General features: G+C 73.4%; 18 protein-coding genes and 2 pseudogenes. 12 read left to right on the top strand and 8 right to left on the bottom strand.

Annotated features, from left to right (window positions below; all coding sequences use genetic code 11):
• Positions 1–151: 151 nt before the first annotated feature.
• On the bottom strand, positions 152–1,768 hold the full coding sequence (locus tag ACZ5DC_RS23560) for an adenosine deaminase family protein (protein WP_468655637.1): 1,617 nt from the start codon (positions 1,766–1,768) through the stop codon (positions 152–154).
• Positions 1,769–2,328: 560 nt separating this feature from the next.
• Between ACZ5DC_RS23560 and ACZ5DC_RS23555 the strand changes: the two genes are divergently transcribed.
• Positions 2,329–2,622: a DUF5133 domain-containing protein gene (locus ACZ5DC_RS23555; protein WP_366753451.1), complete on the top strand. Its 294-nt coding sequence runs from the start codon at positions 2,329–2,331 to the stop codon at positions 2,620–2,622.
• Between the two features lie 164 nt (positions 2,623–2,786).
• Positions 2,787–3,704: an SGNH/GDSL hydrolase family protein gene (locus ACZ5DC_RS23550; RefSeq protein ID WP_468655635.1), complete on the top strand. Its 918-nt coding sequence runs from the start codon at positions 2,787–2,789 to the stop codon at positions 3,702–3,704.
• Between the two features lie 74 nt (positions 3,705–3,778).
• Here ACZ5DC_RS23550 and pgm read toward each other — a convergent pair whose 3' ends face one another.
• The 3 genes from pgm to ACZ5DC_RS23535 all read right to left on the bottom strand — a co-directional run bounded on the left by pgm (position 3,779) and on the right by ACZ5DC_RS23535 (position 8,188).
• Positions 3,779–5,419: a phosphoglucomutase (alpha-D-glucose-1,6-bisphosphate-dependent) gene (gene pgm, locus ACZ5DC_RS23545; RefSeq protein ID WP_468655633.1), complete on the bottom strand. Its 1,641-nt coding sequence runs from the start codon at positions 5,417–5,419 to the stop codon at positions 3,779–3,781.
• A gap of 222 nt (positions 5,420–5,641) precedes the next feature.
• Entirely contained in the window at positions 5,642–6,499 is an 858-nt protein-coding gene (locus tag ACZ5DC_RS23540) for a chitosanase (protein WP_468655631.1), read from the bottom strand.
• Positions 6,500–6,643: 144 nt separating this feature from the next.
• Positions 6,644–8,188, bottom strand: a complete 1,545-nt coding sequence (locus tag ACZ5DC_RS23535; RefSeq protein ID WP_468655629.1) for an MFS transporter — start codon at positions 8,186–8,188, stop codon at positions 6,644–6,646.
• A gap of 177 nt (positions 8,189–8,365) precedes the next feature.
• On the opposite strand from ACZ5DC_RS23535, the gene mgrA reads away from it, so the two are divergent.
• From mgrA to ACZ5DC_RS23500, 7 genes are all read left to right on the top strand, one after another.
• The gene (mgrA, locus tag ACZ5DC_RS23530; RefSeq protein ID WP_468655627.1) at positions 8,366–9,409 is read left to right on the top strand and encodes an L-glyceraldehyde 3-phosphate reductase; all 1,044 of its coding nucleotides are present in this window, start codon (positions 8,366–8,368) and stop codon (positions 9,407–9,409) included.
• Between the two features lie 186 nt (positions 9,410–9,595).
• Positions 9,596–9,778, top strand: coding sequence for a hypothetical protein (locus ACZ5DC_RS23525; RefSeq protein WP_468655625.1), 183 nt, complete (start codon positions 9,596–9,598; stop codon positions 9,776–9,778).
• Between the two features lie 107 nt (positions 9,779–9,885).
• Positions 9,886–10,371, top strand: a complete 486-nt coding sequence (locus ACZ5DC_RS23520; RefSeq protein ID WP_366753445.1) for a cation:proton antiporter regulatory subunit — start codon at positions 9,886–9,888, stop codon at positions 10,369–10,371.
• A 5-nt stretch (positions 10,372–10,376) separates the two neighbouring features.
• Complete coding sequence (locus ACZ5DC_RS23515; protein ID WP_468655623.1) at positions 10,377–11,624, top strand: cation:proton antiporter; 1,248 nt, start codon at positions 10,377–10,379, stop codon at positions 11,622–11,624.
• Between the two features lie 34 nt (positions 11,625–11,658).
• Positions 11,659–12,279, top strand: coding sequence for a DedA family protein (locus ACZ5DC_RS23510; RefSeq protein ID WP_468655621.1), 621 nt, complete (start codon positions 11,659–11,661; stop codon positions 12,277–12,279).
• 83 nt (positions 12,280–12,362) lie between these two features.
• Positions 12,363–12,536, top strand: a complete 174-nt coding sequence (locus ACZ5DC_RS23505) for a CsbD family protein (protein WP_366753442.1) — start codon at positions 12,363–12,365, stop codon at positions 12,534–12,536.
• Between the two features lie 236 nt (positions 12,537–12,772).
• Positions 12,773–13,219: an ATP-binding protein gene (locus ACZ5DC_RS23500; protein WP_468655619.1), complete on the top strand. Its 447-nt coding sequence runs from the start codon at positions 12,773–12,775 to the stop codon at positions 13,217–13,219.
• A gap of 22 nt (positions 13,220–13,241) precedes the next feature.
• On the opposite strand, the gene ACZ5DC_RS23495 is transcribed toward ACZ5DC_RS23500, so the two are convergent.
• The 4 genes and pseudogenes from ACZ5DC_RS23495 to ACZ5DC_RS23480 all read right to left on the bottom strand — a co-directional run.
• A complete protein-coding gene (locus ACZ5DC_RS23495; protein WP_468655617.1) occupies positions 13,242–15,653 on the bottom strand; it encodes a SpoIIE family protein phosphatase in 2,412 nt (803 codons plus the stop codon).
• A gap of 61 nt (positions 15,654–15,714) precedes the next feature.
• Positions 15,715–19,975 (bottom strand): annotated as a pseudogene (locus ACZ5DC_RS23490) (HAMP domain-containing protein).
• A gap of 249 nt (positions 19,976–20,224) precedes the next feature.
• Positions 20,225–21,382, bottom strand: coding sequence for a thiamine pyrophosphate-dependent enzyme (locus ACZ5DC_RS23485; protein WP_468655615.1), 1,158 nt, complete (start codon positions 21,380–21,382; stop codon positions 20,225–20,227).
• A gap of 295 nt (positions 21,383–21,677) precedes the next feature.
• Positions 21,678–21,770: pseudogene (locus tag ACZ5DC_RS23480) on the bottom strand (hypothetical protein); the annotation flags it as partial.
• A 35-nt stretch (positions 21,771–21,805) separates the two neighbouring features.
• Here ACZ5DC_RS23480 and ACZ5DC_RS23475 point away from each other — a divergent pair.
• From ACZ5DC_RS23475 to nrfD, 3 genes are read left to right on the top strand one after another with little or no spacing between them, the layout of a single operon-like run.
• Positions 21,806–22,210, top strand: coding sequence for a hypothetical protein (locus ACZ5DC_RS23475; RefSeq protein ID WP_468655613.1), 405 nt, complete (start codon positions 21,806–21,808; stop codon positions 22,208–22,210).
• Between the two features lie 15 nt (positions 22,211–22,225).
• The gene (locus ACZ5DC_RS23470) at positions 22,226–23,251 is read left to right on the top strand and encodes a 4Fe-4S dicluster domain-containing protein (RefSeq protein WP_468655611.1); all 1,026 of its coding nucleotides are present in this window, start codon (positions 22,226–22,228) and stop codon (positions 23,249–23,251) included.
• A complete protein-coding gene (gene nrfD, locus ACZ5DC_RS23465) occupies positions 23,248–24,267 on the top strand; it encodes an NrfD/PsrC family molybdoenzyme membrane anchor subunit (RefSeq protein WP_468655609.1) in 1,020 nt (339 codons plus the stop codon). The genes ACZ5DC_RS23470 and nrfD overlap by 4 nt, the downstream gene beginning before the upstream one ends.
• Positions 24,268–24,289: the final 22 nt, after the last annotated feature.

Here is a 24,289-nt window from a genome sequence, read left to right as displayed (position 1 = left end):
CGGACACCGCCGGACTCAACAGGGCCTGAGGACAGGGCGGCTGCCCCGGGGTGAGGTGCGCACGGCCGTGCGCCACGTACCCGAACCGCACGCCAGGCTCCCTCGTCCGCCCGGCACCCCCAGGGGCCTCGGGGGTGCCGGGCGGGTGGCGTCAGCCCCCGTGCGTCCTTTCGAAGGCGGCGAAGGCGGCCTCCTGGCGCCATTCGAGACGGGCCTTGGCGCTGTCGGCGAGCAGGTGCCGGCAGGCCGCGCCGCGCACGGGCAGGCCGGGGCGCTCGGCACGGCACGCCGGGACCGGCCGGTAGCCCTGGGCGGTGGGGTTGCCCTGCCACAGGCTCGCGCCCGGCAGGAAGGCGTACTCCAGGGAGGCGCGGGCGAGGTCCTTCAGCTCGGGGTAGCTCAGGCCGTAGGTGGCGGCGGCGTACTGGTACTCGTGGCTGATGTCGATCCGGGACACCCCGGGGTCGTCGGTGGCGAGGACGACCGGGACGCCGTAGCGGCGGTAGGTGCCGAAGGGGTGGTCGGCTCCCTTGACGCCGAGGATCTGGGCGTTGCTGGAGAAGGGCACCTCCACCGCCACCTGACGGTCCGCCATCGTGCGGGCGGTGCGCCGCCAGTCGTCCTCGTGGACCAGGTCGACGCCGTGCCCGACCCGTTCGGTGCGGGCGACCTCCACGGCCTTTCGGATGTGGGACTTCAGGTCCTTCGGCTTGACCAGCCCCGGCCACAGCTCGCCGGCGTGCAGGGTGACGTGCGCCTTCGGGTACTGGGTGCGCAGGTAGCCGACCATGCGCATCTGCAGGCCGTAGTCGCGCAGGGAGACGTCCGAGTCCTCGGGCTGGACGAGGTTCACGGCCACGAACCGCGGGTCGGCCTCGGCCAGCCGCAGCCCGAGGGCGAGCTGGGTGAAGACCCGCTCCGGCGCACTGCCCCGGGACGCCTGGGAGATCCAGCGGACGGTGAGGCCGCACCCGGGACGCGCCCGCGGGGTGCCGCACCGCTCGGTGGCGCGGAACTCCGCGTCGCCGTCGTCCGCCTCCGCGCGGGCCTGGGCGACCAGTTTGTCCAGCTTGCCGCCCGCGACCAGCCTGCGGTGCAGGGCGGCGAGGTCGTCGTCCCAGCCGACCTCGGCGGCGAGCTTCTTCGCGCCGTCGGAGGCCGGGGTGACCATCGTCTCCAGGTAGGACTGGTTGTTGCGGACGACGGTGTCGGCGACCTCCGCGAGCAGCTTGCCCCGGTGCCGCCAGGTGACCTCGCCGAACTTGCCGAAGGTGTCGAAGAAGTGGTCGTGCCCGCTCTCACCGGGCGGGAAGTCCTCCATGGACCAGGCGCGCACCAGCGCGTCGTGGAAGGCGCGGTCGGTGCGCGCGTCGGCGGCGGGCCGGGTGCCGGCGCCGCAGGGCGGGGTGACCGCGGTCAGCGTCGCGGTGTCGACGCACAGCCCGTCCTCGGCGGCCAGCTCGATCAGGTACTCCGTGGACACCGCGCCGGAGAGGTGGTTGTGCAGGTCTCCGCCCTTGGGGAGCTGCCGGAAGAACTCCCGCAGGGCCGCGGGCCGGTCGTGGAGGGAGCGGAGACGGGCGTCGGTGCGCGCCTCCGCGGCGGTGACCTGCCGGGGCGGTGGTGCGGCGGGCCGGTGGTCCCGCCGCGCCGGCTGGGCTGCGGCCGGCAGGGCGGACAGCAGGGACAGGACACTGAGGGTGCCGAGTACGGCCGGAACGACCCGCCGGCCCAGGGCACCTCGACGTTGCAGACTCACAGGGGGCATGATCACGGAAAGATCACGGCGGCGTGCCGTGATCCGGCACATCCCGGGCAGAGAGCACCCGACCGGGTGACGCGCCGGCACACCGCCGGGCATCCCGGCGCCCCGAGTCCGTCCGGTCAGCCCTTCCCGTGCTCCCCGGGAGCGCGCTGTCCGCGATCCAGGAGCCGTGGATGCCCGCCGTCACCCGGCGGGGCGGGCCGACGAGGCCGGAGACGACGGTGTCACGAAGTCGGCTCCGCCGGACAGCCGGGCGGGCGGACAGCCGGGCGGGCGCCGGTTCGGCGGCCGTACCTGACGGTGCCGTACCGCCGTGGCCGTCCTGGCCGGGGAAGCAGACGGCGTACCGGAGCGCTGCTCGGCGAGCCCGTTGCCGGGCTCGGCCGGGTCGCAGGTGGCGGTGCCCTCGGGGAGGACGGCGACGTGGGGGGCCGGTGAGGCCGGCCGAGGGGGACGCCCCGGACGGGCCGACCGCCCGGGACCGCGGGGAATGCGCGGCGGATGCGGGGGTATTCGCGCTGCGACTTCGTACATCGGCGACCCCATTCAGGGAGGCGGATCGCATGCTCATGGCCCACCCCGCAGTACTGCAGGACCTCATCGCCCAGTACGAGGCCCTCACACTGCTCGGGGCCGAGGAGAGCACACCGGAGGCCCGGCAGCGGCTGGCGGACATCTCCTACACGCTGTGCGTGGCCACCGGCACCCGGGACGTCGACATGGCCCTCATCGCCGCCCGCCACCGTCTCTCCGGCGCCCGCCCGGAGGACGACTCCCTGCTCCAGGCTCCGGCCACGCCCGAGCCGTCGTCCACGCTCCAGCCGTCCGCCCCCGTGGAACAGGTGTCCGCCGTCTGAACCCGCCCCTTCCCCGGGGCTGTCGCCGCCCCTCCCCCTGAACTCGTCGCGTCCCGCTTCTGGTCGGCGGGACCTACCGGACGGTATACAGACCCGGTCGAACGCGCGAGGGCCGCTCTGCGGTGGTGCCGCCGCGCGCCGCAGCGGGCTCAGGGGCAGGACTCATGGCGAACGGGACGCGTCCGGCGGACGGGGCGGCAGGCCGGCGGCGCCGCGCCGTGCTCGGAGCGGTACTGGGCGGTTGCGCCCTCGTCGCCGCCGGTACGGCACCGGCCGCGGCGCACCCGGGCGGACCCGGCCGCGCGAGCGCCTATGTCGCGCTCGGCGACTCCTACACCTCGGGCCCGGGCATCCCCCGGCAGGTGGACGCCGGCTGCGCGCGCTCGGACCACAACTACCCCTCGCTCGTGGCCGGCCGGCGGCAGGCGGCCGCCTTCACGGACGTGAGCTGCGGCGGGGCGACGACCGCCGAGATGTGGCAGGCGCAGGGCGCCAACCCGCCCCAGCTCGACGCCCTGGACCGGCACACGGACCTGGTGACGGTGCAGATCGGCGGCAACGACGTCGGCTTCGGCTCCATCATCGCCACCTGCGCCCGCCTGGCCGCCCAGGACCCGGCGGGCAACCCCTGCGAGCGCTCCTACTCGGCCTCCGGTCACGACCAGCTGGCCCTCACCATCGTGCGGACCGCGCCGAAGGTCGACCGGGTGCTGCGGGCCGTGCACGCCCGGGCGCCGCACGCCCGCGTGGTCGTCGTCGGCTACCCGGACCTCCTGCCCGACGACGGCAGCGGCTGCTTCCCCCAGGTCCCCTTCGCCCAGCAGGACTTCGCCTACCTGCGCGACACCGAGAAGCGGCTGAACCTCATGCTGCGGCTGGTGGCCGGCGTGAACCGGGCCGAGTACGCGGACACCTACGGACCCACGGTCGGCCACGACATGTGCAAGGCGCCGGCGGACCGCTGGATCGAGCCCCTTCAGCCGGCCTCCCCCGCCGCCCCGGCCCATCCCAACGCCAAGGGCGAGGCCGCCATGGCCGAGGCCGTGCTGGACCGCCTGGACCGGGGACGCGGACGCCGCTGAGCCGGGGAGGCGGACGGAACCGGGCCGGGGCGGTGGGGCGGTCTGCCGGGCCGGGAGGCCGCCCCGCCGTCCGCTCAGCCGCCGAGCGCTCCCAGCACCACGGCCTGGGCCTCCTCCTGCACCCGGGCGAGGTGGCGGGCGCCGAGGAAGGACTCGGCGTACACCTTGTAGACGTCCTCGGTGCCCGAGGGCCGGGCGGCGAACCAGGCGTTCTCCGTGGTGACCTTGATCCCGCCGATCCTGGCGCCGTTGCCGGGCGCCTCGGTGAGCACGGCGGTGACCTGCTCCCCGGCCAGCGTGTCCGCGGTGACCTGCGCCGGCGACAACTTGGCGAGCAGCGCCTTCTGTTCGCGGGTCGCGGGGGCGTCGATGCGGGCGTAGGCGGGTGCGCCGAAGCGCGCGGTCAGGCCGGCGTAGTGCTCCGAGGGGGTCCTGTCGGTGACGGCCGTGATCTCCGAGGCGAGCAGGGCGAGGATGATGCCGTCCTTGTCGGTGGTCCACACCGAGCCGTCCCGGCGCAGGAAGGACGCGCCGGCCGACTCCTCGCCGCCGAACCCGAGGTCGCCGCCGGCCAGTCCGTCCACGAACCACTTGAAGCCGACGGGCACCTCGACGAGCCGGCGGCCGAGGTCGCGGGCGACCCGGTCGATCATGGTGGAGGAGACGAGGGTCTTGCCGATGCCCGCGTCGGCCGGCCACTGGTCGCGGTGCCGGTAGAGGTAGGAGATGGCGACGGCGAGGTAGTGGTTGGGGTTCATCAGGCCCGCGTCCGGGGTGACGATGCCGTGCCGGTCGGCGTCGGCGTCGTTGCCGGTGGCGATGCGGAAGCGGTCGCGCTGCTCGATGAGGGAGGCCATGGCGTACGGCGAGGAGCAGTCCATGCGGATCTGGCCGTCCCAGTCCAGCGTCATGAACCGCCAGGTGGGGTCGGTGTGCGGGTTGACCACCGTCAGGTCGATGCCGTGCTGCTCCGCGATCCGGCCCCAGTAGGCGACGGAGGCGCCGCCGAGCGGGTCGGCGCCGATGCGCACGCCGGAGGCGCGGACGGCGTCCAGGTCCAGGACGCTGGGCAGGTCGGTGACGTACGTGCCGAGGAAGTCGTACCGCTGGGTGGTCTCCGCGGCGAGCGCGCGGGCGTACGGGAGGCGGCGTACGTCCTTCAGGCCGCCCGCGATGATCTGGTTGGCGCGGTCCTGGATCCAGGAGGTGGCGTCGGAGGCCGCCGGGCCGCCGCTCGGCGGGTTGTACTTGAAGCCGCCGTCGGCGGGCGGGTTGTGCGACGGGGTGACGACCACACCGTCGGCCAGGCCCGTGGTGCGGCCCCGGTTGTACGTCAGGATCGCGTGCGAGACGGCGGGCGTGGGCGTGTAGCCGTCCGCGCTGTCGATGAGGACGGTCACCTCGTTGGCGGCGAACACCTCCAGCGCGGTGGCCTTGGCCGGCTCGGACAGGGCGTGCGTGTCGGCGCCCAGGAAGAGCGGCCCGTCGGTGCCCTGGGCGGCGCGGTACTCGCAGATGGCCTGGCTGGTGGCGGCGATGTGGTCCTCGTTGAAGGCGCTCGCCAGGGACGAACCGCGGTGGCCCGAGGTGCCGAACGCCACCCGCTGTCCCGGGTCCGCCGGGTCGGGGTGCAGCGTGTAGTACGCCGTGACCAGCCGGGCCACGTCGACAAGGTCCTCGGGACCGGCCGGCCGGCCGGCGCGCTCGTGCGCCATGAGTCGGTTCCTCCTCGATGGGGTCGTTCGCTCACCGCCCATCTTTCCTGTCAGGGGCGTGCCATGCGAGTGCGCCCCTGACAGGTGGGACACACCCGGCCCGCCGGGCCTCGTGATCCGGCCGCGCGGGGCTCCGGCGCGGTCCGGCACGGCGGCAGGCCGCCGGACCGCGCTCCGGCTCCGGAGTCCGGGCCCGCCGGCCTGCCGTGTTCCCGGCGGAGATCAGCCGATGTGGTAGCTGTCGCCGTAGACCTTCCAGTCGAGCGGGGTGTTCAGGTCGAGGTTGCCCTTGCGCAGGAAGACGCGCTGCGCGGTGTCGACGCGGCTGGTGTCGCTGTGGGCCTCCTCCTGCTTCATGGCCCACACCCGGGCGTCCAGGAAGGCGTTCAGGTACGCCGTCTCGTCGCCGCCCTGGGCCGGCGGCTTGGCGCTGCGCAGGGCGCGCTTGCGGATGTTGCGGAAGCTGGTCGGGTCGTCGCCGTCGCCGTGCATGACGATGGCGTCGTAGTAGATGAACTGGCCGAGCGCGCGCAGCCCGTCGGTCTTGCCCTGGGCGACGGCGGGGTTGAAGTAGACGCGGTCGCGTTCGTCGTTCTGGGCCTGCTGGAAGGCGGTGTCCTGGGCGGCCTTGCGCCAGTCCGCGGGGTAATTGGGGTCCAGGCCCTGGTGCGAGTCGGTGCCGTTGACCTTCCGCAGGGCGGGCAGGTACTTGGCCAGGACGTTGCCGGGCTTGCGGTCGGCGTAGAGCTGGACGAGGTCGAGCATGTCGCCGGTCCCGGAGCAGAAGCCGATGATGCCGGCCGTGTAGCCGCGGCCGTCGCCGATGTCCTCGATGTACTTGTACTGGGCCTTCCAGTCGAGCGAGGAGTTCTCCGCGCTCGACACCAGCTTCATGGCGATCTCCTTCTTCGCCGGGTCGTCCAGCCCCGGCGCCGCGGCGGAGGCCGTGCCGGCGCGGGAGACCCCGAGCAGGGCGCCCGAGGCGACGGCGCCGAGGACGGCGACGACGGTCCGGCGGGAGAGACGGGCGGGGCCGGCGGGGCTCGCGGCGGCTGGCGCTTCGCGGTCTTGGTACACCACAGGGACTCCAAGGGGAGTGGGGGGTGGGAGGTTGGTCCGTACCGGTACTGGTAGGAAAGTTTCCTATCAAACGCGGTGCGGGCCGGTAACCCGGCGGACGAGAAGTTCGTAGGATCGGACAAGCCCTCCGGCACGGGCCGTGGCTCAGCCGTGCCGCGCCTTCCCCCGCTCCTGCGCGAGCGCGTACAACTCACGGGAGGCGGTGATGAGTTCGCGCCTCTCCTCCCGTGAACCGACCATCGGCTGCGAGCCCTTGAGCGGGACCTGGGCGCTCTCGGGCAGGAACCGGACGGTGAGCAGGCCGATCGCGCCGGCCAGCATCAGGTAGTAGGCGGGCATGAGGTCGTCGCCGGTGAGGTCGACCAGCGCGGCGGTGACCAGCGGGGTGGTGCCGCCGAACGCGGCGACGGCGATGTTGAAGCCGATGCCCATGGCCGCGTAGCGGACGGCGGTCGGGAACAGGGCGGGCAGGGTGGCCGCGCTGGGGGCGGCGAAGCAGGCCAGCAGCGTGGACAGGAGCAGCACCCCGAGGATCGGCGGCCAGGTGCCGTGCGCCTTGATGAGCAGGAAGGCGGGGACGGCGAGCACGATCATCGCGGCCGCGGCGACGGCGTAGAGCGGGCGCCGGCCGACCCGGTCGCTGAGCCGCCCGAGGAAGGTGATCAGCACGACGATCCACACCATCCCGACGAGCACCAGGACGTCCGCGGAACCGCTGGAGCGGTGCAGGGTCTCGGTCTGGTAGGTCGGCAGATAGCCGGTGACCATGTAGTTCGTGACGTTGTAGAGCAGCACCAGGCCCATGCAGACGAGCAGGGCCCGCCAGTGGTTCCTGATGATGTCCTTGAACTCGCTGCCCGCCGACTCCTGCGCCAGCGCCTTCTCGTGTTCGTCCAGTTGCTGCTGGAAGGCCGGGGACTCCTCCAGCCTCAGCCGCATGTAGAGGCCGATCACGCCGAGGGGCCCGGCGATCAGGAACGGCACGCGCCACCCCCAGGAGAGCATCTGGGCGTCCGTCAGAGCCAGGTTGAGCAGGGTGACCAGGGCCGAGCCGAGGGCGTAGCCGGTGAAGGTGCCGAAGTCGAGCCAGCTGGAGAGGAATCCGCGCCGGCGGTCCGGGGAGTACTCGGCGACGAAGGTGGTGGCTCCGCCGTACTCGCCGCCGGTGGAGAAGCCCTGGACCATGCGGGCCAGCAGGAGCAGCGCGGGCGCGGCGATGCCGATGGTGGCGTAGCCGGGGATCAGGCCGATGGCGAAGGTGCCGGCGGCCATCATGATCATGGTGGTGGCGAGCACCTTCTGCCGCCCGATCCGGTCGCCGAGCGGGCCGAAGACGAGCCCGCCGAGGGGCCGTACGACGAAGGCGGCGGCGAAGGTCGCGAACGAGGAGATGACCTGGGCGGCCGGAGAGGCTCCGGGGAAGAACACCTTGCCGATGGTGGCGGCGAGGTAGCTGTAGACACCGAAGTCGAACCACTCCATGCAGTTGCCGAGCGCGGAGGCGCCGACGGCGCGCCGCAGCAGCGGGCGCTCGACGACCTGGACGTCGTCCGGGCGGAAGGCCCCCCGGTTGCGGCGGAGCCTGTGGGTCAGCTCCTCGCGGACCTGGCGCGGCAGCCGCGCCACCGTTCCGGTCACCCGCCGCCTGTCCCGGTCCTCGCCTACCCCGCCGGTCCGCGCACCGCTCATGAGCGCCTCCTTGCTCCCGCTCCGTTGATCACCGCCTGCCCCTGTGGCCGATTCAGAAACGGAACCGCTCAATCCCATCCGGGACGGCGGTTGGACTTGCGCGGCGCCGCGGAGCAGGGTGGAGGGCCCGCGCGCCCCCGCGGGGCACCCCCTACGGCACCACCCGGAGAAGACCCGATGACGTACGTCGCGGACCCCGCTCGCTACGACGGCACCATGCGCTACCGGCGCACCGGCCGTTCCGGACTGGACCTGCCGGTCCTGTCCCTCGGCTACTGGCACAACTTCGGCGACGACCGCCCCTTCGAGACCCAGCGCGAGATCGCGCTGCGCGCCTTCGACCTGGGGATCACCCACCACGACCTCGCCAACAACTACGGCCCGCCGTACGGCGCGGCGGAGCTGAACTTCGGGCGGCTGCTGCGCAGGGACCTGGCGCCGTACCGGGACGAGCTGGTGATCTCCACCAAGGCCGGCTGGGACATGTGGCCCGGCCCCTACGGACAGGGCGGCGGCTCCCGGAAGTACCTGCTGGCCTCGCTGGACCAGTCACTGTCCCGGACGGGCCTGGACTACGTCGACATCTTCTACTCCCACCGGCTGGACGCGAGCACACCGCTGGAGGAGACCATGGGCGCGCTCGACACCGCCGTCCGCCAGGGCAAGGCCCTGTACGTCGGCATCTCCTCCTACGACGCCGAACGCACCCGGCAGGCGGCGGCGATCCTGCGCGAGCTCGGCACCCCGCTGCTGATCCACCAGCCGTCGTACAGCATGCTGAACCGCTGGATCGAGACCGACGGCCTGCTTGACGCCGCCGAGGAGGAGGGCTTCGGGGTCATCGGGTTCACGGCGCTCGCCCAGGGCCTGCTCACCGGCCGCTACCTGGAAGGCGTGCCGGCGGACTCCCGCGCCGCGCGGGGCACGTCCCTGGACGCCTCCTGGCTGACGGACGACCTGCGCGGCCGGCTGCGCGCCCTGAACGACCTCGCGGCCCGGCGCGGACAGACCCTGGCCCAGCTGGCGCTGGCCTGGGCGCTGCGGGACGAGCGGGTGACCTCGCTCGTCATCGGCGCCTCACGGGTCGAGCAGCTCGAGCAGAACGTCGCCGCGCTGGAGAACCTCTCCTTCAGCGACGAGGAGCTGGCCGAGATCGACCGGTACGCGACCGAGGGCGGCGTGGACCTGTGGCGGGACGCCCGGCTGGGGAACCTCGACTGAGGCGTCGGGGGCGGCTCCGGGTCGCGCCCGACGGTGTGGCGCAGTGGTACTGCAGGGCGTCGCGGTGGCACTGCATGACATTTGTCACTGACATGGGGGAATAAATAGGACATAATGGACGTCGTCCTCTCCAGTCCACCGCCCCTCGCGCACCACGCCCCGCGACCGCAAGGAGCCGCTCCCCGTATGGCGCACGGAGCCCACCGCGACCCCCTTCTGCCTCCCCACCCCGATCTGACCCTCGCCCGGGACTGCGAGCAGTGCCTCGGCTGGGGAACCGTCGTCACTCGCGACGGGACCCACGAGCTGTGCCACGCGTGCCAGCCCGACCCCTCCGGCGACCAGGGGGCAGCGGCCTCCGGAGCCTGACGCCCGCCCCCCGCCCGCTCGGGCCTCCTCCCCGCACGATCAGCGTCCGGGGTAGGGTTCGGCTAAAAGTTTCACCAAGAAACATTCAAGCCGGACAGGGGGGCACCATGAGCGCCGCACGCACCAGCAGGACACCTTTGCCGGGTATCGGAGTCCGGTACGACCTGACGACACGCGAACACCGCCACGTTTCGGTGGTGGCCCACCGGGACGGTTCGCGCACCCTCAGCGCCTACCAGCGTGACGATCCGGACGCCTGCGCCCTGTCGGTCCACCTCACGGGCCAGGAGGCGGAGGCGCTGGTCGACGCCCTGAAGCCGACCCACCACAGCCCCACCCTGCTCTCCACCACCGAGCTGGGCCTGGTGGCCGAGCGGATCGAGCTGTCCGGGACCTCGCACTGGAACGGACGGCTGCTCGGCGACACCCGGATGCGCACCGATACCGGCGTGTCGATCGTGGCCGTCCTGCGCCGCGCCGAGGCGATCCCCTCCCCCGGCCCCGGCTTCCGGCTGGCCGGCGGGGACACGCTGATCGTCATCGGCACCCGCGAGGGTGTCGACGCCGCCGCCGCGATACTCGGGCGGGAGTGATCCGGATGCACTCCTCCGCGGTCTTCCTCATCGAGTTCGGCGCGATCATCCTGGGCCTCGGGCTGCTGGGCCGGCTCGCCGCCCGCCTCCGGTTCTCGCCCATCCCGCTGTACCTCCTGGCCGGACTCGCCTTCGGCGAGGGCGGTCTGCTGCCGCTCGGCACCAGCGAGGAGTTCGTCGCGATCGGCGCCGAGATCGGCGTGGTCCTGCTGCTGCTCATGCTGGGCCTCGAATACACGGCCGGCGATCTGGTCTCCAACCTGAAGACCCAGTACCCGGCCGGGATCGTCGACGCCACCCTCAACGCGCTGCCCGGCGCCGCCATGGCCCTGCTGCTGGGCTGGGGCCCGATCGCCGCCGTCGTCCTGGCCGGCATCACCTGGATCTCCTCCTCCGGCGTCATCGCCAAGGTCCTCGGCGACCTCGGCCGGATCGGCAACCGGGAGACACCGGTGATCCTCAGCATCCTGGTGCTGGAGGACCTGTCCATGGCGGTCTACCTGCCCGTCGTGACGGCCCTGCTGGCCGGGACCGGCTTCGCGGCCGGCAGCGTCACGCTGGCCATCGCGCTCGGCGTGGCGGGCCTGGTGCTGCTCGTCGCGGTCCGCTACGGGCGGCACATCTCCCGGTTCGTCTCCACCGACGACCCCGAGAAGCTGCTCCTGGTGGTGCTCGGGCTGACGCTGGTGGTGGCCGGGGTCGCCCAGCAGCTCCAGGTCTCGGCGGCGGTCGGCGCGTTCCTCGTGGGCATCGCCCTGTCCGGGGAGGTCGCCGAGGGCGCCCACCACCTCCTCGCCCCGCTGCGGGACCTGTTCGCGGCGGTGTTCTTCGTCTTCTTCGGACTGCACACCGATCCGGCGAGCATCCCGCCGGTGCTGCTGCCCGCACTCGCCCTGGCGGTCGTCACCACCCTCACGAAGATCGCCACCGGCTACTGGGCGGCCCGCCGAGCGGGCATATCGGCCCGCGGCCGGTGGCGGGCCGGCGGCACCCTGGTCGCCCGCGGGGAGTTCTCCATCGTCATCGCGGGACTCGCCGTCACCTCCGGCATCGACTCCGACCTCGGCCCGCTGGCCACCGCCTACGTGCTGCTCCTGGTCGTGCTCGGCCCCCTCACCGCCCGGTACACCGAACCGCTCGCCCGGCTCCTGACCGGCCGCCGGGACCGGCCCACCGCACCGGAGACCGAAGCCGGCCCGGACACCGCCGGGCAGGACCGTCACGACCAGGAAGCCTCGGTCAGCCGGCCCTGATCGCCGCACGGCCGCACCGACGTACCGTAGAGGCATGTCCCCTCCGCTTCCGGGTCCGCTGGCCCACCTGGAGCCGCTGCTCGGCCACTACGGCTACTGGGCCGTGGGAGCGGTGGTCCTCGTCGAGGACTTCGGCGTCCCCGCCCCGGGTGAGACCATCCTGCTCGCGGCCGGCGTGTACGCGGGCGCGGGGCGCCTCAACGTCGTGGCCGTGGCGGCCATCGCGTTCGTCGCGGCCGTCGCCGGGGACAACCTCGGCTATCTGATCGGCCGGGTCGGCGGGCGGGCCTTCGTGCACCGCTGGGGCAAGTACGTCTTCCTGACGCCCAAGCGGTTCGAGGCCGCCGAGGCGTTCTTCACCCGGCACGGCGGCAAGATCGTGACGGTGGCCCGGTTCGTCGAGGGCCTGCGCCAGGCCAACGGCGTCATCGCGGGCACGACCGGCATGCACTGGCGCCGCTTCCTCGCCTTCAACGCCCTCGGCGCGGCCCTGTGGGTCGGCCTGTGGACGACCCTGGCCTACCTCGCGGGCAGCCACATCACCGCGATCTACGACGAGATCCGGCGCTACGAGCTGTACGTCCTCATCGCCGTCGCCGTCCTCGTCGCGGCGTTCGTCCTGCGGCACGTCGTGCGGCGGCGGCGCGAGACCTGACCCGGGGCAGTGGTTTGGACGGCGGCACAGCGGCAAGTCGGAGGGCGACCGAAGACCACGTCGATGTGGGGATGTGACAAGTGATGGCCGGCAACCAGAAGGCGAAGGCCAAGGCGGAGCAGGCGAAGGGCAAGGCCAAGGAGGCCGCGGGCCGCGCCGTGGGCAACGAGAGCGTCGAGGCCGAGGGCCGTGCGACGGGCGCCAAGGGCGACGCCCGGGAGGCCAAGGAGAAGGTCAAGGACGTCTTCAAGCACTGAGCAGGACGACGAGGGCGGTCCGGCAGGGCAACGGGCCCGGAGATCCCGCGCGAGCGGGCCTCCGGGCCCGTCGCCCTGTGCGCGCGCACCGCCCCCATCAGGCGTTCGTGAGCATCCGGAGGATTCCTCGGGGTCGTCCCCTTGACCGGCGGCCCAGCGGGTAACCGGGCAGGGACGGCACGACCCCCCTGTGCACAGGAAGGGCCCCTGACCCCAGAGGAAAAGGGCAACGAGGTATGGACATCCCGCTCAGGACCCCCGTGACGACGCAGGACCGCGACAGGCCGCTGCGCTACAGCCGCACCTGGGACACCGGCGTCTGCAGCATCGCTGAGGCGAGAGACGCCGTCGCGGCCCTGCTGGCGCGGGCGCGGCCGAGGCCCGGACGCCGCCCGCTGCAGGATGCCCAGCTCGTCGTCAGCGAGCTCGTCACCAACGCGGCCAAGCACGCACCCGGCCCCTGCGCGCTGCGCCTGGAGCTGCTGCCGGACGCCACCGCGCTGCGCATCTCCGTCACGGACACCTCAGGAGAACCGCCCCGGCGGCGTCCCCCCGATCCCCGGCGGGTCGGCGGCCACGGCCTGCACCTGGTGACGATGCTCTCCCGCGGTCTGGACGTGACCTGGCTGACCCGTGGCAAGCGGGTCACCGCGACCGTGCCGCTCTGCCCGGCGACCGCCTGACGGCCCGGCGGCCGCCGGGCCGTCAGGCGACCCTGATGCCGACGATGCAGGTGTCGTCGTCGGTGTCCGACCTGCTGTAGGTGAGCAGCCGGTCCAGTTGCTGGTCCAGGGTGCTGGGCGCCGCGCGCGCCGTCTCCAGCAGATGCGACACCGACTCCTCCACCGAGCGGTCCCGGCGCTCGATCAGGCCGTCGGTGTACATCAGCAGGGTGTCCCCGGCGGCCAGCTGGAGCTCCGTCTCCTCGTAGCGCGCCTCCGGGACGGCGCCCAGCAGCAGCCCCTTGACCGGGGGCAGCGCGGTGGCGTCCGCCTCCCGTACCAGCACCGGCGGCAGATGGCCCGCCCGCGCCCAGCGCAGGGTCCGCCGCTCGCCGTCGTACAGGCCGCACACGGCGGTGGCGGTGACGGCTCCCGTCAGGTGGTGGGCGACGATGTTCAGCCAGGACAGCAGCTGCGCCGGCCCGGCGCCGGTCACCGCGAGGCCGCGCAGCGCGTTCCGCAGGACGACCATGCTGGTCGCCGCCTCGATGCCGTGCCCGGCGACGTCGCCGACGCACAGCAGGACCAGCCCGGAGGGCAGCACCACGGCGTCGTACCAGTCGCCGCCGACCAGGTGCTCGGTCTCCGCGGGCCGGTAGCGCACCGCCACCTTGAGACCGGACACCTGAAGCGGGGCCTGGGCCGGGGGCATGATGGCGTGCTGGAGCTGGAGGGTGAGCCGGTTGCGCTCCAGGGCCTGCTGCTCGGTGTGGGCCAGCTGGTCGCGGGTGGCGGCGAGGGCGACCTCGGTCCAGTGCTGGGCGGAGATGTCCTGGTAGGCGCCGCGCAGGCCGAAGAGCTGGCCGCCTGTGTCGAGGACGGGCTCGGCGACCACCCGGATGTGCCGGGTCACGTCGTCCGGGCGCACCAGCCGGAACGCGGCGGAGGCGGGCCTGCGGTGGTGCAGCACGGTGCGCAGGAAGCGCCGCAGGACGACGGCGTCGTCGGGGTGGGCATGGGCCGGCAGGTCCTGGAGCGGGACCGGGGGGCTCGTGGGCGGGCGGCCGTACAGGCTGAACAGCTGGCCGTTCCAGGTGATCTCGCCGGTGAGCAGGTTCTCCTCGAAACCGCCGATCCGGCCGAGCCGCTGGGCGTGCTGGAGCAGGCTGGCGAGGCGCGCGGTCTCGTCCTCGATGCGCCAGATCAGCAGCAGGCTGGTGCCGTGCCGGCTGATGCTGATGTCGGCGACGGCGGACAGCGGCACCTGGTCGACCAGGGCGGTCAGCCGCATCCGGCGGGCGCGGAACGGCTCGCCGGTGGCGTAGACCCGTTCGACCCGCTGGAACAGCTCGCTGTCACCGGCGGCCATCGGGTAGGCCTCCAGCAGCAGGGCGCCGCCCACGACCGCCCGGGGCCGGCCCGCCGGGTCCAGGAAGCGGCTGTTGACGTGCTGGATGCGGAAGTCGACCAGCTGTCCGGTGTCGTCGAGGTGCGGCACGAGCACCAGGGCCGGGTCGTGCAGCCCGTCGGCGAGGTCCATCAGCTCGACCACGTCGGGCAGCAGCCCGGGTTCCGGTCCGGTGCCGGGCGGCGGCACGAAGCTCTCCAGGGAGTGCGCGCACAGCTCGGCGAGGGCTTCCACCTGCCGGACGACCGGGCGCGGCAGCGGCTCCTCCGGCTTGGGCCAGGCGATCTCCAGGACGCCGTGGATCCGGCCGCCCGCCCCCGCGGGTACGGCGATCCGGGCGCCGTCGGCGTACTCGCGGCGGCCGATCGTGGGCAGCCCGGACCCGGCGAGCGACGGCAGCCACTGCCCGTCGGGCTCGGTCAGGCCCCGCCGGGCCACGGTGGCCACGTCGGGCGGGACGTAGTGCCAGCGGGCCGCCTCGGCCGGCGGGAAACCGGCGCTGCCCGCGAGGGTCAGCGAGCCGTCGGAGCCGGCCGACCAGATGGCGACGGCGACCGCGCCCAGCGGACGCAGGGCGTGGGCGAGCAGGGAGTCGGCCATCGCCTGGGTGTCGTGCGCGGCCAGGACACCGCTCTCGGCGGCGCGCAGCCGTACGGCGGCGGACTCCGCGACGGGCCCGGACGGGTCCGCGGCGACGGACAGGAACGCCTCGGTGACCTCGGCGACGCGGTCCCGGGCGGCCTGGTTGATGACGTCCACCGCGAACTCCAGCGGGGTCACCTGTGCCTGCTCGGCGAGTTCGGCGAGCTGGCGGGCGGCCTGGGCGGGGCCGCAGCCGAGGCGTTCGACCAGGATGCCCTTGGCCAGCTCGATCAGCGCCCGGCCCTCCGCCTCGGCCTGCGCCGTCCGTACCTCGTGGCGCAGCCGCTCCACGGTGGCGGCGAGCCGGCCGACCGGGGTGGTGGCGGGCACGTCGGACGACGCCTCGTCGGCGGCGGGGAGCTGGGCGGGCACACCTGCCGGTGTGCCCGGTTCGTACGCGTTCACGTGATCGCTACTCCTCGGCCTGCGGTGGGGCGGGCGCGCTGTGCCGTGCTCATGGCCGTGGTCATGCGGGGAGCCAGCGCCGGACACAGGCGATGAGGTCATGCGTGTCGACCGGCTTCGTGACGTAGTCGCTCGCGCCGGAGGCGAGGCTCTTCTCCCGGTCGCCCTGCATGGCCTTGGCGGTCACGGCGATGACCGGCAGGTCGGCGTACTGCGGCATCCCGCGGATCTCGGCCGTGGCGGTGTAGCCGTCCATCTCGGGCATCATCACGTCCATCAGCACGAGTTCCACGTCCGGGTTGTTCACCAGCGTCTCGATGCCCTTGCGGCCGTTCTCCGCGTGCAGGACGCGGAAGCCGTGCAGTTCGAGGATGCCGCTGAGCGCGAACAGGTTCCGGGCGTCGTCGTCGACGACGAGGACGGTACGGCCGCGGGTGTGGTCGTCGACCGGTTGGGGGTGCGGCGTGCTGGGTCTCGTCCCCGCGGACCAGGGTGAGCACCTCACCGGGTTCCTCGGCGGACAGGTGCAGCGCGATCCGTTCGCGCAGTTCGTCCAGGCTGAACAGGTACTCCAGCGAACCGCCCCCGGTGTCCTCCACGAGGGGCTCGGTGCGGTGCGAGCCGTGCACCAGCACCGGGACGCCGGTCAGGGCCGAGTCGGCGCGCAGCGCCTCCAGGAACCGGGCCGACTCCCCGTCGGGCACGCCGAGTTCCACGACGACGCAGTGGCAGGGTTCGGCGGCGAGGGCGCCGGCGGCCTCCTGGGCGCCGACCGCGGTGATGATGTCGACGGGCGCGCCGTCGCCGTCGGTGCGGCCGGTCTCCAGGTCGCGGACCACGCTCTCGGCGACGAGCGTCAGCAGTCCGCGCGGGCGCTCCTCGACGACGAGCAGCCGGCGTGGCCGCTCCCGCCGCGCGAGGATCGGCGGCCGCTGCTGGACGGGGCCGCCGTCCGGCGCGTCCGTGGCCCCGTGCCCGGCCTTCGGGACGGCGCGGCCGTTGCGCAGCAGCTCGTCGAAGTCCGGCCGGGCCACGGGGAGGAAGAGGGTGAAGGTGCTGCCCCGGCCGGGGGTGCTGTCCACGGTGACGGCGCCGCCGAGCAGGTGGGCGATCTCCCGGGTGATGGACAGACCGAGTCCGGTGCCGCCGTACTTGCGGCTCGTGGTGCCGTCCGCCTGCTGGAACGCGCCGAAGATGGTCTCCAGTTGCTGTTCGGGGATGCCGATGCCGGTGTCCTTCACCCGGAAGGCGACCACCGCTCCGCCGCGTACGACGCCGTCGGGCACCTCGTCGTCACCGGCGGGTTCGACGCGCAGCTCGACGCCGCCCTGCTCGGTGAACTTCACCGCGTTGGACAGCAGGTTGCGCAGGATCTGCCGGAGCCGGGAGTCGTCGGTGAGCAGGTCGGCGGGGGCGCCGGGGGCCGTGGTGACGGTGAAGTCCAGGCTCTTCTGCGAGGTCATCGGGCGGAAGGTGGCCTCGACGTAGTCGATCAGCTGCCGCAGCGGGACCCGTTCGGGGCTGACGTCCATCTTGCCGGCCTCGACCTTGGACAGGTCCAGGATGTCGTTGATGAGCTGGAGCAGGTCGGAGCCGGCCGAGTGGATGATGCCCGCGTACTCGACCTGCTTCGGGGTGAGGTTGCGGGAGGGGTTCTGGGCGAGCAGCTGGGCCAGGATGAGCAGGCTGTTGAGCGGCGTGCGCAGCTCGTGGCTCATGTTGGCGAGGAACTCGGACTTGTACTTGGAGGCGAGCGACAGCTGCTGGGCGCGCGCTTCCAGTTCCTGCCGGGCCTGTTCGATCTGGAGGTTCTTGGCCTCGATGTCCCGGTTCTGCTCCGCCAGCAGCGAGGCCTTCTCCTCCAGTTCGGCGTTGGAGCGCTGCAGCTCCTCCTGCCGGGCCTGCAACTCCTCCGAGCGGAACTGCAGTTCGCTGGTCAGCCGCTGCGACTCCTCGAGGAGTTCGTCGGTGCGGGCGTTGGCGACGATGGTGTTGACGTTGATCCCGATGGTGTCCACCAGCTGCTGCAGGAAGTCCCGCTGGACGGCGGTGAACGGGGTGACGGCGGCGAGCTCGATGACGCCGAGGACCTGCTCCTCGAAGACGATCGGCAGCAGCAGCAGCGCGGTCGGCTCGACCTGTCCGAGCCCGGAGGAGATGGTGACGTATCCGGGCGGCAGCTCGTTCACGGCGATGGTGCGGCGGCTGCGCGCGGCCTGCCCGACCAGGGAGCGGCCGAACGCGATGCGGACGGGCCGGGTGTCCTCCTCGGGCCGGCCGTAGGAGCCGACGAGCCGCAGTTCGGGCCCGGAGTCGTGCTCCTCGGCGAGGTAGAAGGCGCCGTACTGGGCGGACACCTGCGGCACCAGCTCGTCCATGATGAGCTCGGCGACGACCGGCAGGTCGCGGTGGCCCTGCATGAGGCCGGAGATCCGGGCGAGGTTGGTCTTGAGCCAGTCCTGTTCCTGGTTGGCCCGGGTGGTCTCGCGCAGGGACTCCACCATGGAGTTGATGTTGTCCTTGAGGTCGGCGACCTCACCGGAGGCGTCGACGGTGATGGAGCGGGTCAGGTCGCCCTCGGCGACGGCGCTGGCGACGTCGGCGATGGCGCGAACCTGACGGGTGAGGTTGCCGGCGAGTTCGTTGACGTTCTCGGTGAGCCGCTTCCAGGTGCCGGAGACGCCCTCGACCTCGGCCTGTCCGCCGAGCCGGCCCTCGGTGCCCACTTCCCGGGCGACGCGGGTGACCTCGTCCGCGAACGCGGAGAGCTGGTCGACCATCGTGTTGATGGTGGTCTTCAGTTCGAGGATCTCGCCGCGGGCGTCGACGTCGATCTTCTTCGACAGGTCGCCCTTGGCCACGGCCGTGGTGACCAGCGCGATGTTGCGGACCTGGCCGGTGAGGTTGTTGGCCATGGAGTTGACGTTGTCGGTGAGGTCCTTCCAGGTGCCGGCCACGTGGGGCACGTGCGCCTGTCCGCCCAGCCGGCCCTCGGTGCCCACCTCGCGGGCCACCCGGGTCACCTCGTCGGCGAACGCCGACAGGGTGTCGACCATGGTGTTGATCACATCGGCGAGGGCGGCGACCTCGCCCTTGGCCTCCACGGTGATCTTCTGGGAGAGGTCGCCCTTGGCGACGGCGGTGGCGACCTGGGCGATGGAGCGGACCTGGCCGGTGAGGTTGGAGGCCATCACGTTGACGTTGTCGGTGAGGTCCTTCCAGGTGCCGGCGACCCCGCGCACCTGCGCCTGGCCGCCGAGCCGGCCCTCGGTGCCCACCTCGCGGGCCACCCGGGTCACCTCGTCGGCGAACGCGGAGAGCTGGTCCACCATCGTGTTGATGGTGTTCTTCAGCTCCAGGATCTCGCCGCGCGCGTCCACCGTGATCTTCTGCGACAGATCACCCTGCGCCACCGCCGTGGCCACCTGGGCCACGTTGCGCACCTGGGCGGTCAGGTTCCCGGCCATGAAGTTGACCGAGTCCGTCAGGTCCCGCCAGGTGCCCTTGACCCCCTTGACGTCCGCCTGGCCGCCGAGCCGCCCCTCGGTGCCCACCTCGCGGGCCACCCGGGTCACCTCGTCCGCGAACGCGGAGAGCTGGTCCACCATCGTGTTGATGGTGCTCTTCAGCTCCAGGATCTCGCCCCGCGCGTCCACCGTGATCTTCTGCGACAGATCACCCTGCGCCACCGCCGTGGTGACCTGGGCGACGTTGCGCACCTGGGCCGTCAGGTTCCCGGCCATGAAGTTGACCGAGTCCGTCAGGTCCCGCCACACGCCGGCGACGCCGGGGACCTGGGCCTGACCGCCCAGCCGGCCCTCGGTGCCGACCTCCTTGGCGACCCGGGTGACCTCGTCGGCGAAGGCGGACAGCTGGTCCACCATCGTGTTGACGGTTTCCTTCAGCTGGAGGATCTCGCCGCGTGCGGGCACGTCGATCTTCTGGGACAGGTCGCCCTTGGCCACGGCCGTGGCGACCTGCGCGATGTCACGCACCTGCGTGGTGAGGTTGCCCGCCATCGCGTTCACGGAGTCGGTGAGGTCGGCCCAGGTGCCGGAGACGCCCGGCACCTGGGCCTGCCCGCCGAGGGTGCCCTCGGTGCCCACCTCGCGGGCCACCCGGGTGACTTCGGAGGTGAACACGGACAGCTGGTCGACCATGCCGTTGAAGACGGTGGCGATGTCGCCCATGAGCCCGGTGGAGTCGTCCGGCAGCCGGGTGCCGAAGTCACCGTCGCGCACCGCGGTCAGTCCCGCGAGCAGCATTCTCAGTTCGTGGTCACCCGGGACAACCTCGGTCGTCCCGGTCGCCTTGCCGGCCATGCGCACCCTCGATCCGCTCCCCAAGAGCCCTCGCGGCGAGGGCTCGGAACCGCGGCCGGGAGCACAGCGCGGCCCGGCCGGTGGTGTGTGCATTTCCGCAGTTCACGGATTTGCATGATGAGAAAAATACGCCGCAGGCTAACCCACCGGCACGGCCTCGGACAAAGCATCCGGCCAACCCTCGGCGTCCACGGATTTCACCGGCTCCACACAGGAGTGAAGGCGCGTCGAGCGGGTAGCCGAACGGGTTTACCCAAGGGTGCGCTCAGCCGGACACGCGCAGGAAGTCGTCAGGGGCACGCCGAGCGGGGCCGGGCGCGGCTCGTCCGCCCGGCCCACCGCGGACGCCCAGTCGGGCGGCGTCTCGCCGTCCACCACGAACTCCAGCAGCAGCGGCCCGCGCCCGGCGAGGACGTCGGCCCAGACGGAGCCGACGTGCCGGGGCCGGTCGCAGCGGACGGCGGGCAGTCCGGCCAGGCGCGCCCATTCCGCGTACGGCAGGGCGGGGACCTCGGCCGAGAGCGGGATCAGCGGGTCGCCGGCGGCGGCCCTGCGCTGCCAGGTCAGCCGGTTCAGGTCGCCGTCGTTGAAGACGCAGAACACCAGCGGGGGCAGCCCGGCCAGCTGTTCGAGGTGGCGTCGCACGGTGAGCAGTTCGTTCAGGCCGCCGCTCTGGAGGGCGCCGTCGCCGACGAGGGCGATCACCGGCCGGTCGGGGGCGGCGAACCGGGCGGCCAGGGCGTAGGGGACGGCCGCGCCGGGCAGGCCGAGGTGCGCCGAGAGCAGGGACCGCATGCCGGCCCGGAGCCGGAGATGGCGGGTCCACCAGTCCAGTGAGGTGCCGGAGTCGGTGACGACGACGGCCCGGTCGGGCAGCCGGTCCGACAGCTCGGCGACGACCGAGCGGGGGTTGACCGACGTGCCGAAGTAGCGGCGGGACCTGGCCGCCCCCTCGGCCCGCCAGGCGCCGACGAGCCGCTCGACCCGGGTGCGCCAGGCGCGGCCGGGGGTGTGGCGCAGGAGCGGGAGGAGTGCGCTCAGGCAGGCCGTGACGTCGCCGGCCACCCGGACGGCCGCTGTCCCGCCCGGCAGCGGGCAGTCGTCGGGCCCCGGGTCCACGGTGACGATCCGGCACCGGCCGGGGCCGGGCAGCAGGGCGGGGTCCAGGTCCTCGGCGCCGGCGAGCAGCAGCGTGTCGCACTCCCGCAGCAGGGTCGCGGCGGCCTCGCTGCCGAGCGGTCCCGCCACCCCGGCCAGATTCGGCAGGTCGTCGGGCAGCGCGTCCCGGGCCAGGGCCGTCGTGACGACCCCGGCGCCCAGCAGCCGCGCCGCTTCGGCCACCTGGCCGGACGCCGGACGGCCCGCGTTCCCCACGACGACGACGGCCTTCCCGGCGCCGTCCAGCACGTCGGCCGCGCGCCGCAGGTCCTCCTCGGCCGGCGGCCGCGCGGGCGGCGGGGCGGCGCCCGGGGGCCGGGGCGGCGAGGACGTGGCGGGGTACGACGAGGCTCGCCACTCCCCGGTCGGTGAGCGCGGCCCGCGCCGCCCGGTGCAGGGCGTCGTCCATCAGCTCCGGCGCGGACACCTCCTCGCAGTACACGGAGACCTCCGCCAGATGGCGCACCGCCTGGCCGCCGAGGTGCCGCGCGGCGGGACCGGCCCCGACGAGGGCCAGCACCGGGGCGCGGTCGGCCGCCGCGTCGTACAGCCCGCCCAGCAGCCGCAGCGTCCCCGCGCCGGGCGGGGCGAGGCAGCAGCCGGCACCGCCGGTGAGCTTGGCCTGGGCACAGGCCATGAGCGCGGCGGACTCCTCGCCGCGCGCCTGCAAACTTGCTGGCCCGGACCTTCCGGACCGCGCTGTTCGCGGTGCCGTTCGTGACCTACCACATCACCAAGCGGGCCTGCCTCGGGCTGCAGGCGGCCGACCGGCGCAGGATGCTGGAGGGTGGGGCGACCGGCGAGGTGCGGCGCACGGCGGGCGGAGGCTACGAGGAGGCGCACACGCTGCTGTCCCGCGAGGAGGCCTACCTCATCCTCGTACGGGACACGCCCCGGCCGCGCGCCGAGGGCGCGGAGGCCTGGCGCTGGTTCCGCCGGCACCGGCTGCGCAACGCCCTCAGCCGCTGGTACTTCGCCAAGAGCGTGGAGATGCCGGCCACCGCGTGGGAGAGGCGCCGGGTCGAGGTCGTACGGGCCGCGCCGGGCGAGACGGCCGGGCAAGGGGACGCGTCATGAACGAGGAGGCACCGCATGAGCGACGGCACTGAGGGCCACCGGAACCTCCTGTACGGGCCGCAGCCGGACGTGGCCGGGGCGGCCGGTTACCCGGACGCCCCGCCGCGGGTGGGCTTCTTCACCGACACTTCGGTGTGCATCGGCTGCAAGGCCTGCGAGGTCGCGTGCAAGGAGTGGAACGCCGTCCCGGAGGACGGACTGCTGCTGACCGGAATGTCCTACGACAACACCCAGGGCCTCGGCGCCGACACCTGGCGGCACGTGGCCTTCATCGAGCAGCGCAAGCCGCTCGCCGGGCAGGAACCGGGGGTCGCGCACGACGACCACGACGACGTCGACGTCTTCGCCGCCGCGTCCCGGCTCGGCACCGGCCCCGCCTCCCCGGGGCCGGGCGCCACCGCTCCCCCGCCGGAGCGGGCTCCCGCCGGTGCGCCCGCCGGGGAGATCTCGCCTGTCTCCCCCGACGGGCGGACGGAGTTGCGCTGGCTGATGGCGTCCGACGTGTGCAAGCACTGCACGCACGCCGCCTGCCTGGACGTGTGCCCGACGGGCTCGCTGTTCCGCACCGAGTTCGGCACGGTCGTCGTCCAGGAGGACATCTGCAACGGCTGCGGCTATTGCGTGCCGGCGTGTCCGTACGGCGTGATCGACCAGCGCAAGGACGACGGCCGGGTGTGGAAGTGCACGCTGTGCTACGACCGGCTCGGCGTCGGCATGGAACCGGCCTGCGCGAAGTCCTGCCCGACGGAGTCCATCCAGTTCGGCCCGCTGGAGGAGTTGCGGGAGCGCGCGCAGGCCCGGGTGGCCCAGCTGCACGCGGCCGGTGTGACCGACGCCCGCCTGTACGGCGAGAGCCCGGACGACGGGGTCGGCGGCGACGGCGCGTTCTTCCTCCTGCTGGACGAACCCGAGGTCTACGGCCTGCCGCCGGACCCGGTGGTCACCACCCGGGACCTGCCCGACATGTGGCGGCACGCGGCGCTGGCCGCCGTCTCGCTGGCCGCGCTCGCCGCCGGGAGCTTCCTGCGGAGGCCGCGATGAGCGAATCCGACGTGACACGCGAGGGCGTGCGGCACGCGCGGCCCGGCCGGGAGGCGCCGACGGGGGTGCACACGGGGCGTCGCCGGCGCCGGCGCGGGCGGGGCGAGCAGCCGATGGTGCCGGACGCCGAGTTCTCGTCGTACTACGGCAAACCCGTCCTGAAGAAGCCGACGTGGAAGCCGCTGGACATCGCCGGGTACCTGTACCTGGGCGGGCTGGCCGGGGCCTCCTCGCTGCTGGCGGCGGGAGCCGGGGTCACGGGGCGGCCGGCGCTCGGCAGGGTGGCCAGGCTGGGCGCGGCCGGCGGCATCACGCTGTCGCTGGCGGCACTCGTGCACGACCTGGGGCGTCCGGCCCGGTTCCTGAACATGCTCCGGGTGTTCAAGCCCACCTCGCCGATGAGCGTCGGCTCCTGGATCCTGAGCGCGTACGCGCCGCTGGCCCTGGTGGCCGCGGCGACCGAGGTGGCGGGCCGGTACCGGCTGGTGGGCTCTGCCGCCACGGCGGGTGCCGCCGTTCTCGGCCCGGCCGTGGCGACGTACACCGCGGTGCTGCTGTCGGACACGGCGGTGCCGTCCTGGCACGAGGGCTACCGGCAGCTGCCGTTCGTGTTCGCGGGTTCGGCGGCCACGTCGGCGGCCGGCCTCGCCCTGGTCGCGGCGCCCCCCGCACAGGCCGGGCCCGCCCGGCGGATGGCGGCGCTGGGGGCCGTGCTGGAACTGGGCGCCTTCCAGGCGATGAAGCGGCGGATGGGGCTGACCGCGGAGCCCTTCGAGCAGGGGAGGCCGCAGCGGCTGCTGCGCGCGTCGGAGGCCCTGACCGCGGGCGGAGCCGCCCTGGCCCTGCTCTCGGCCCGGGTACGGGACCGGCGTCCGGCCCTCGCGGCGGGAGCGGCCCTGCTCACCGGTTCGGCGGCGCTGCGCTTCGGCGTCTTCCACGCCGGGGTGGCCTCCGCGGAGGACCCTCGGTACACGGTCGTCCCACAGCGGGAAAGGCTCCGGGCAGCGGACAGCTGACGACGCGCGAGGGCCGAGACCG

Source organism: Streptomyces sp. NPDC031445, assembly GCF_055581365.1.
Note: the sequence above shows the minus strand (reverse complement) of the source record. Positions and strands in the feature narration are given on the sequence as shown.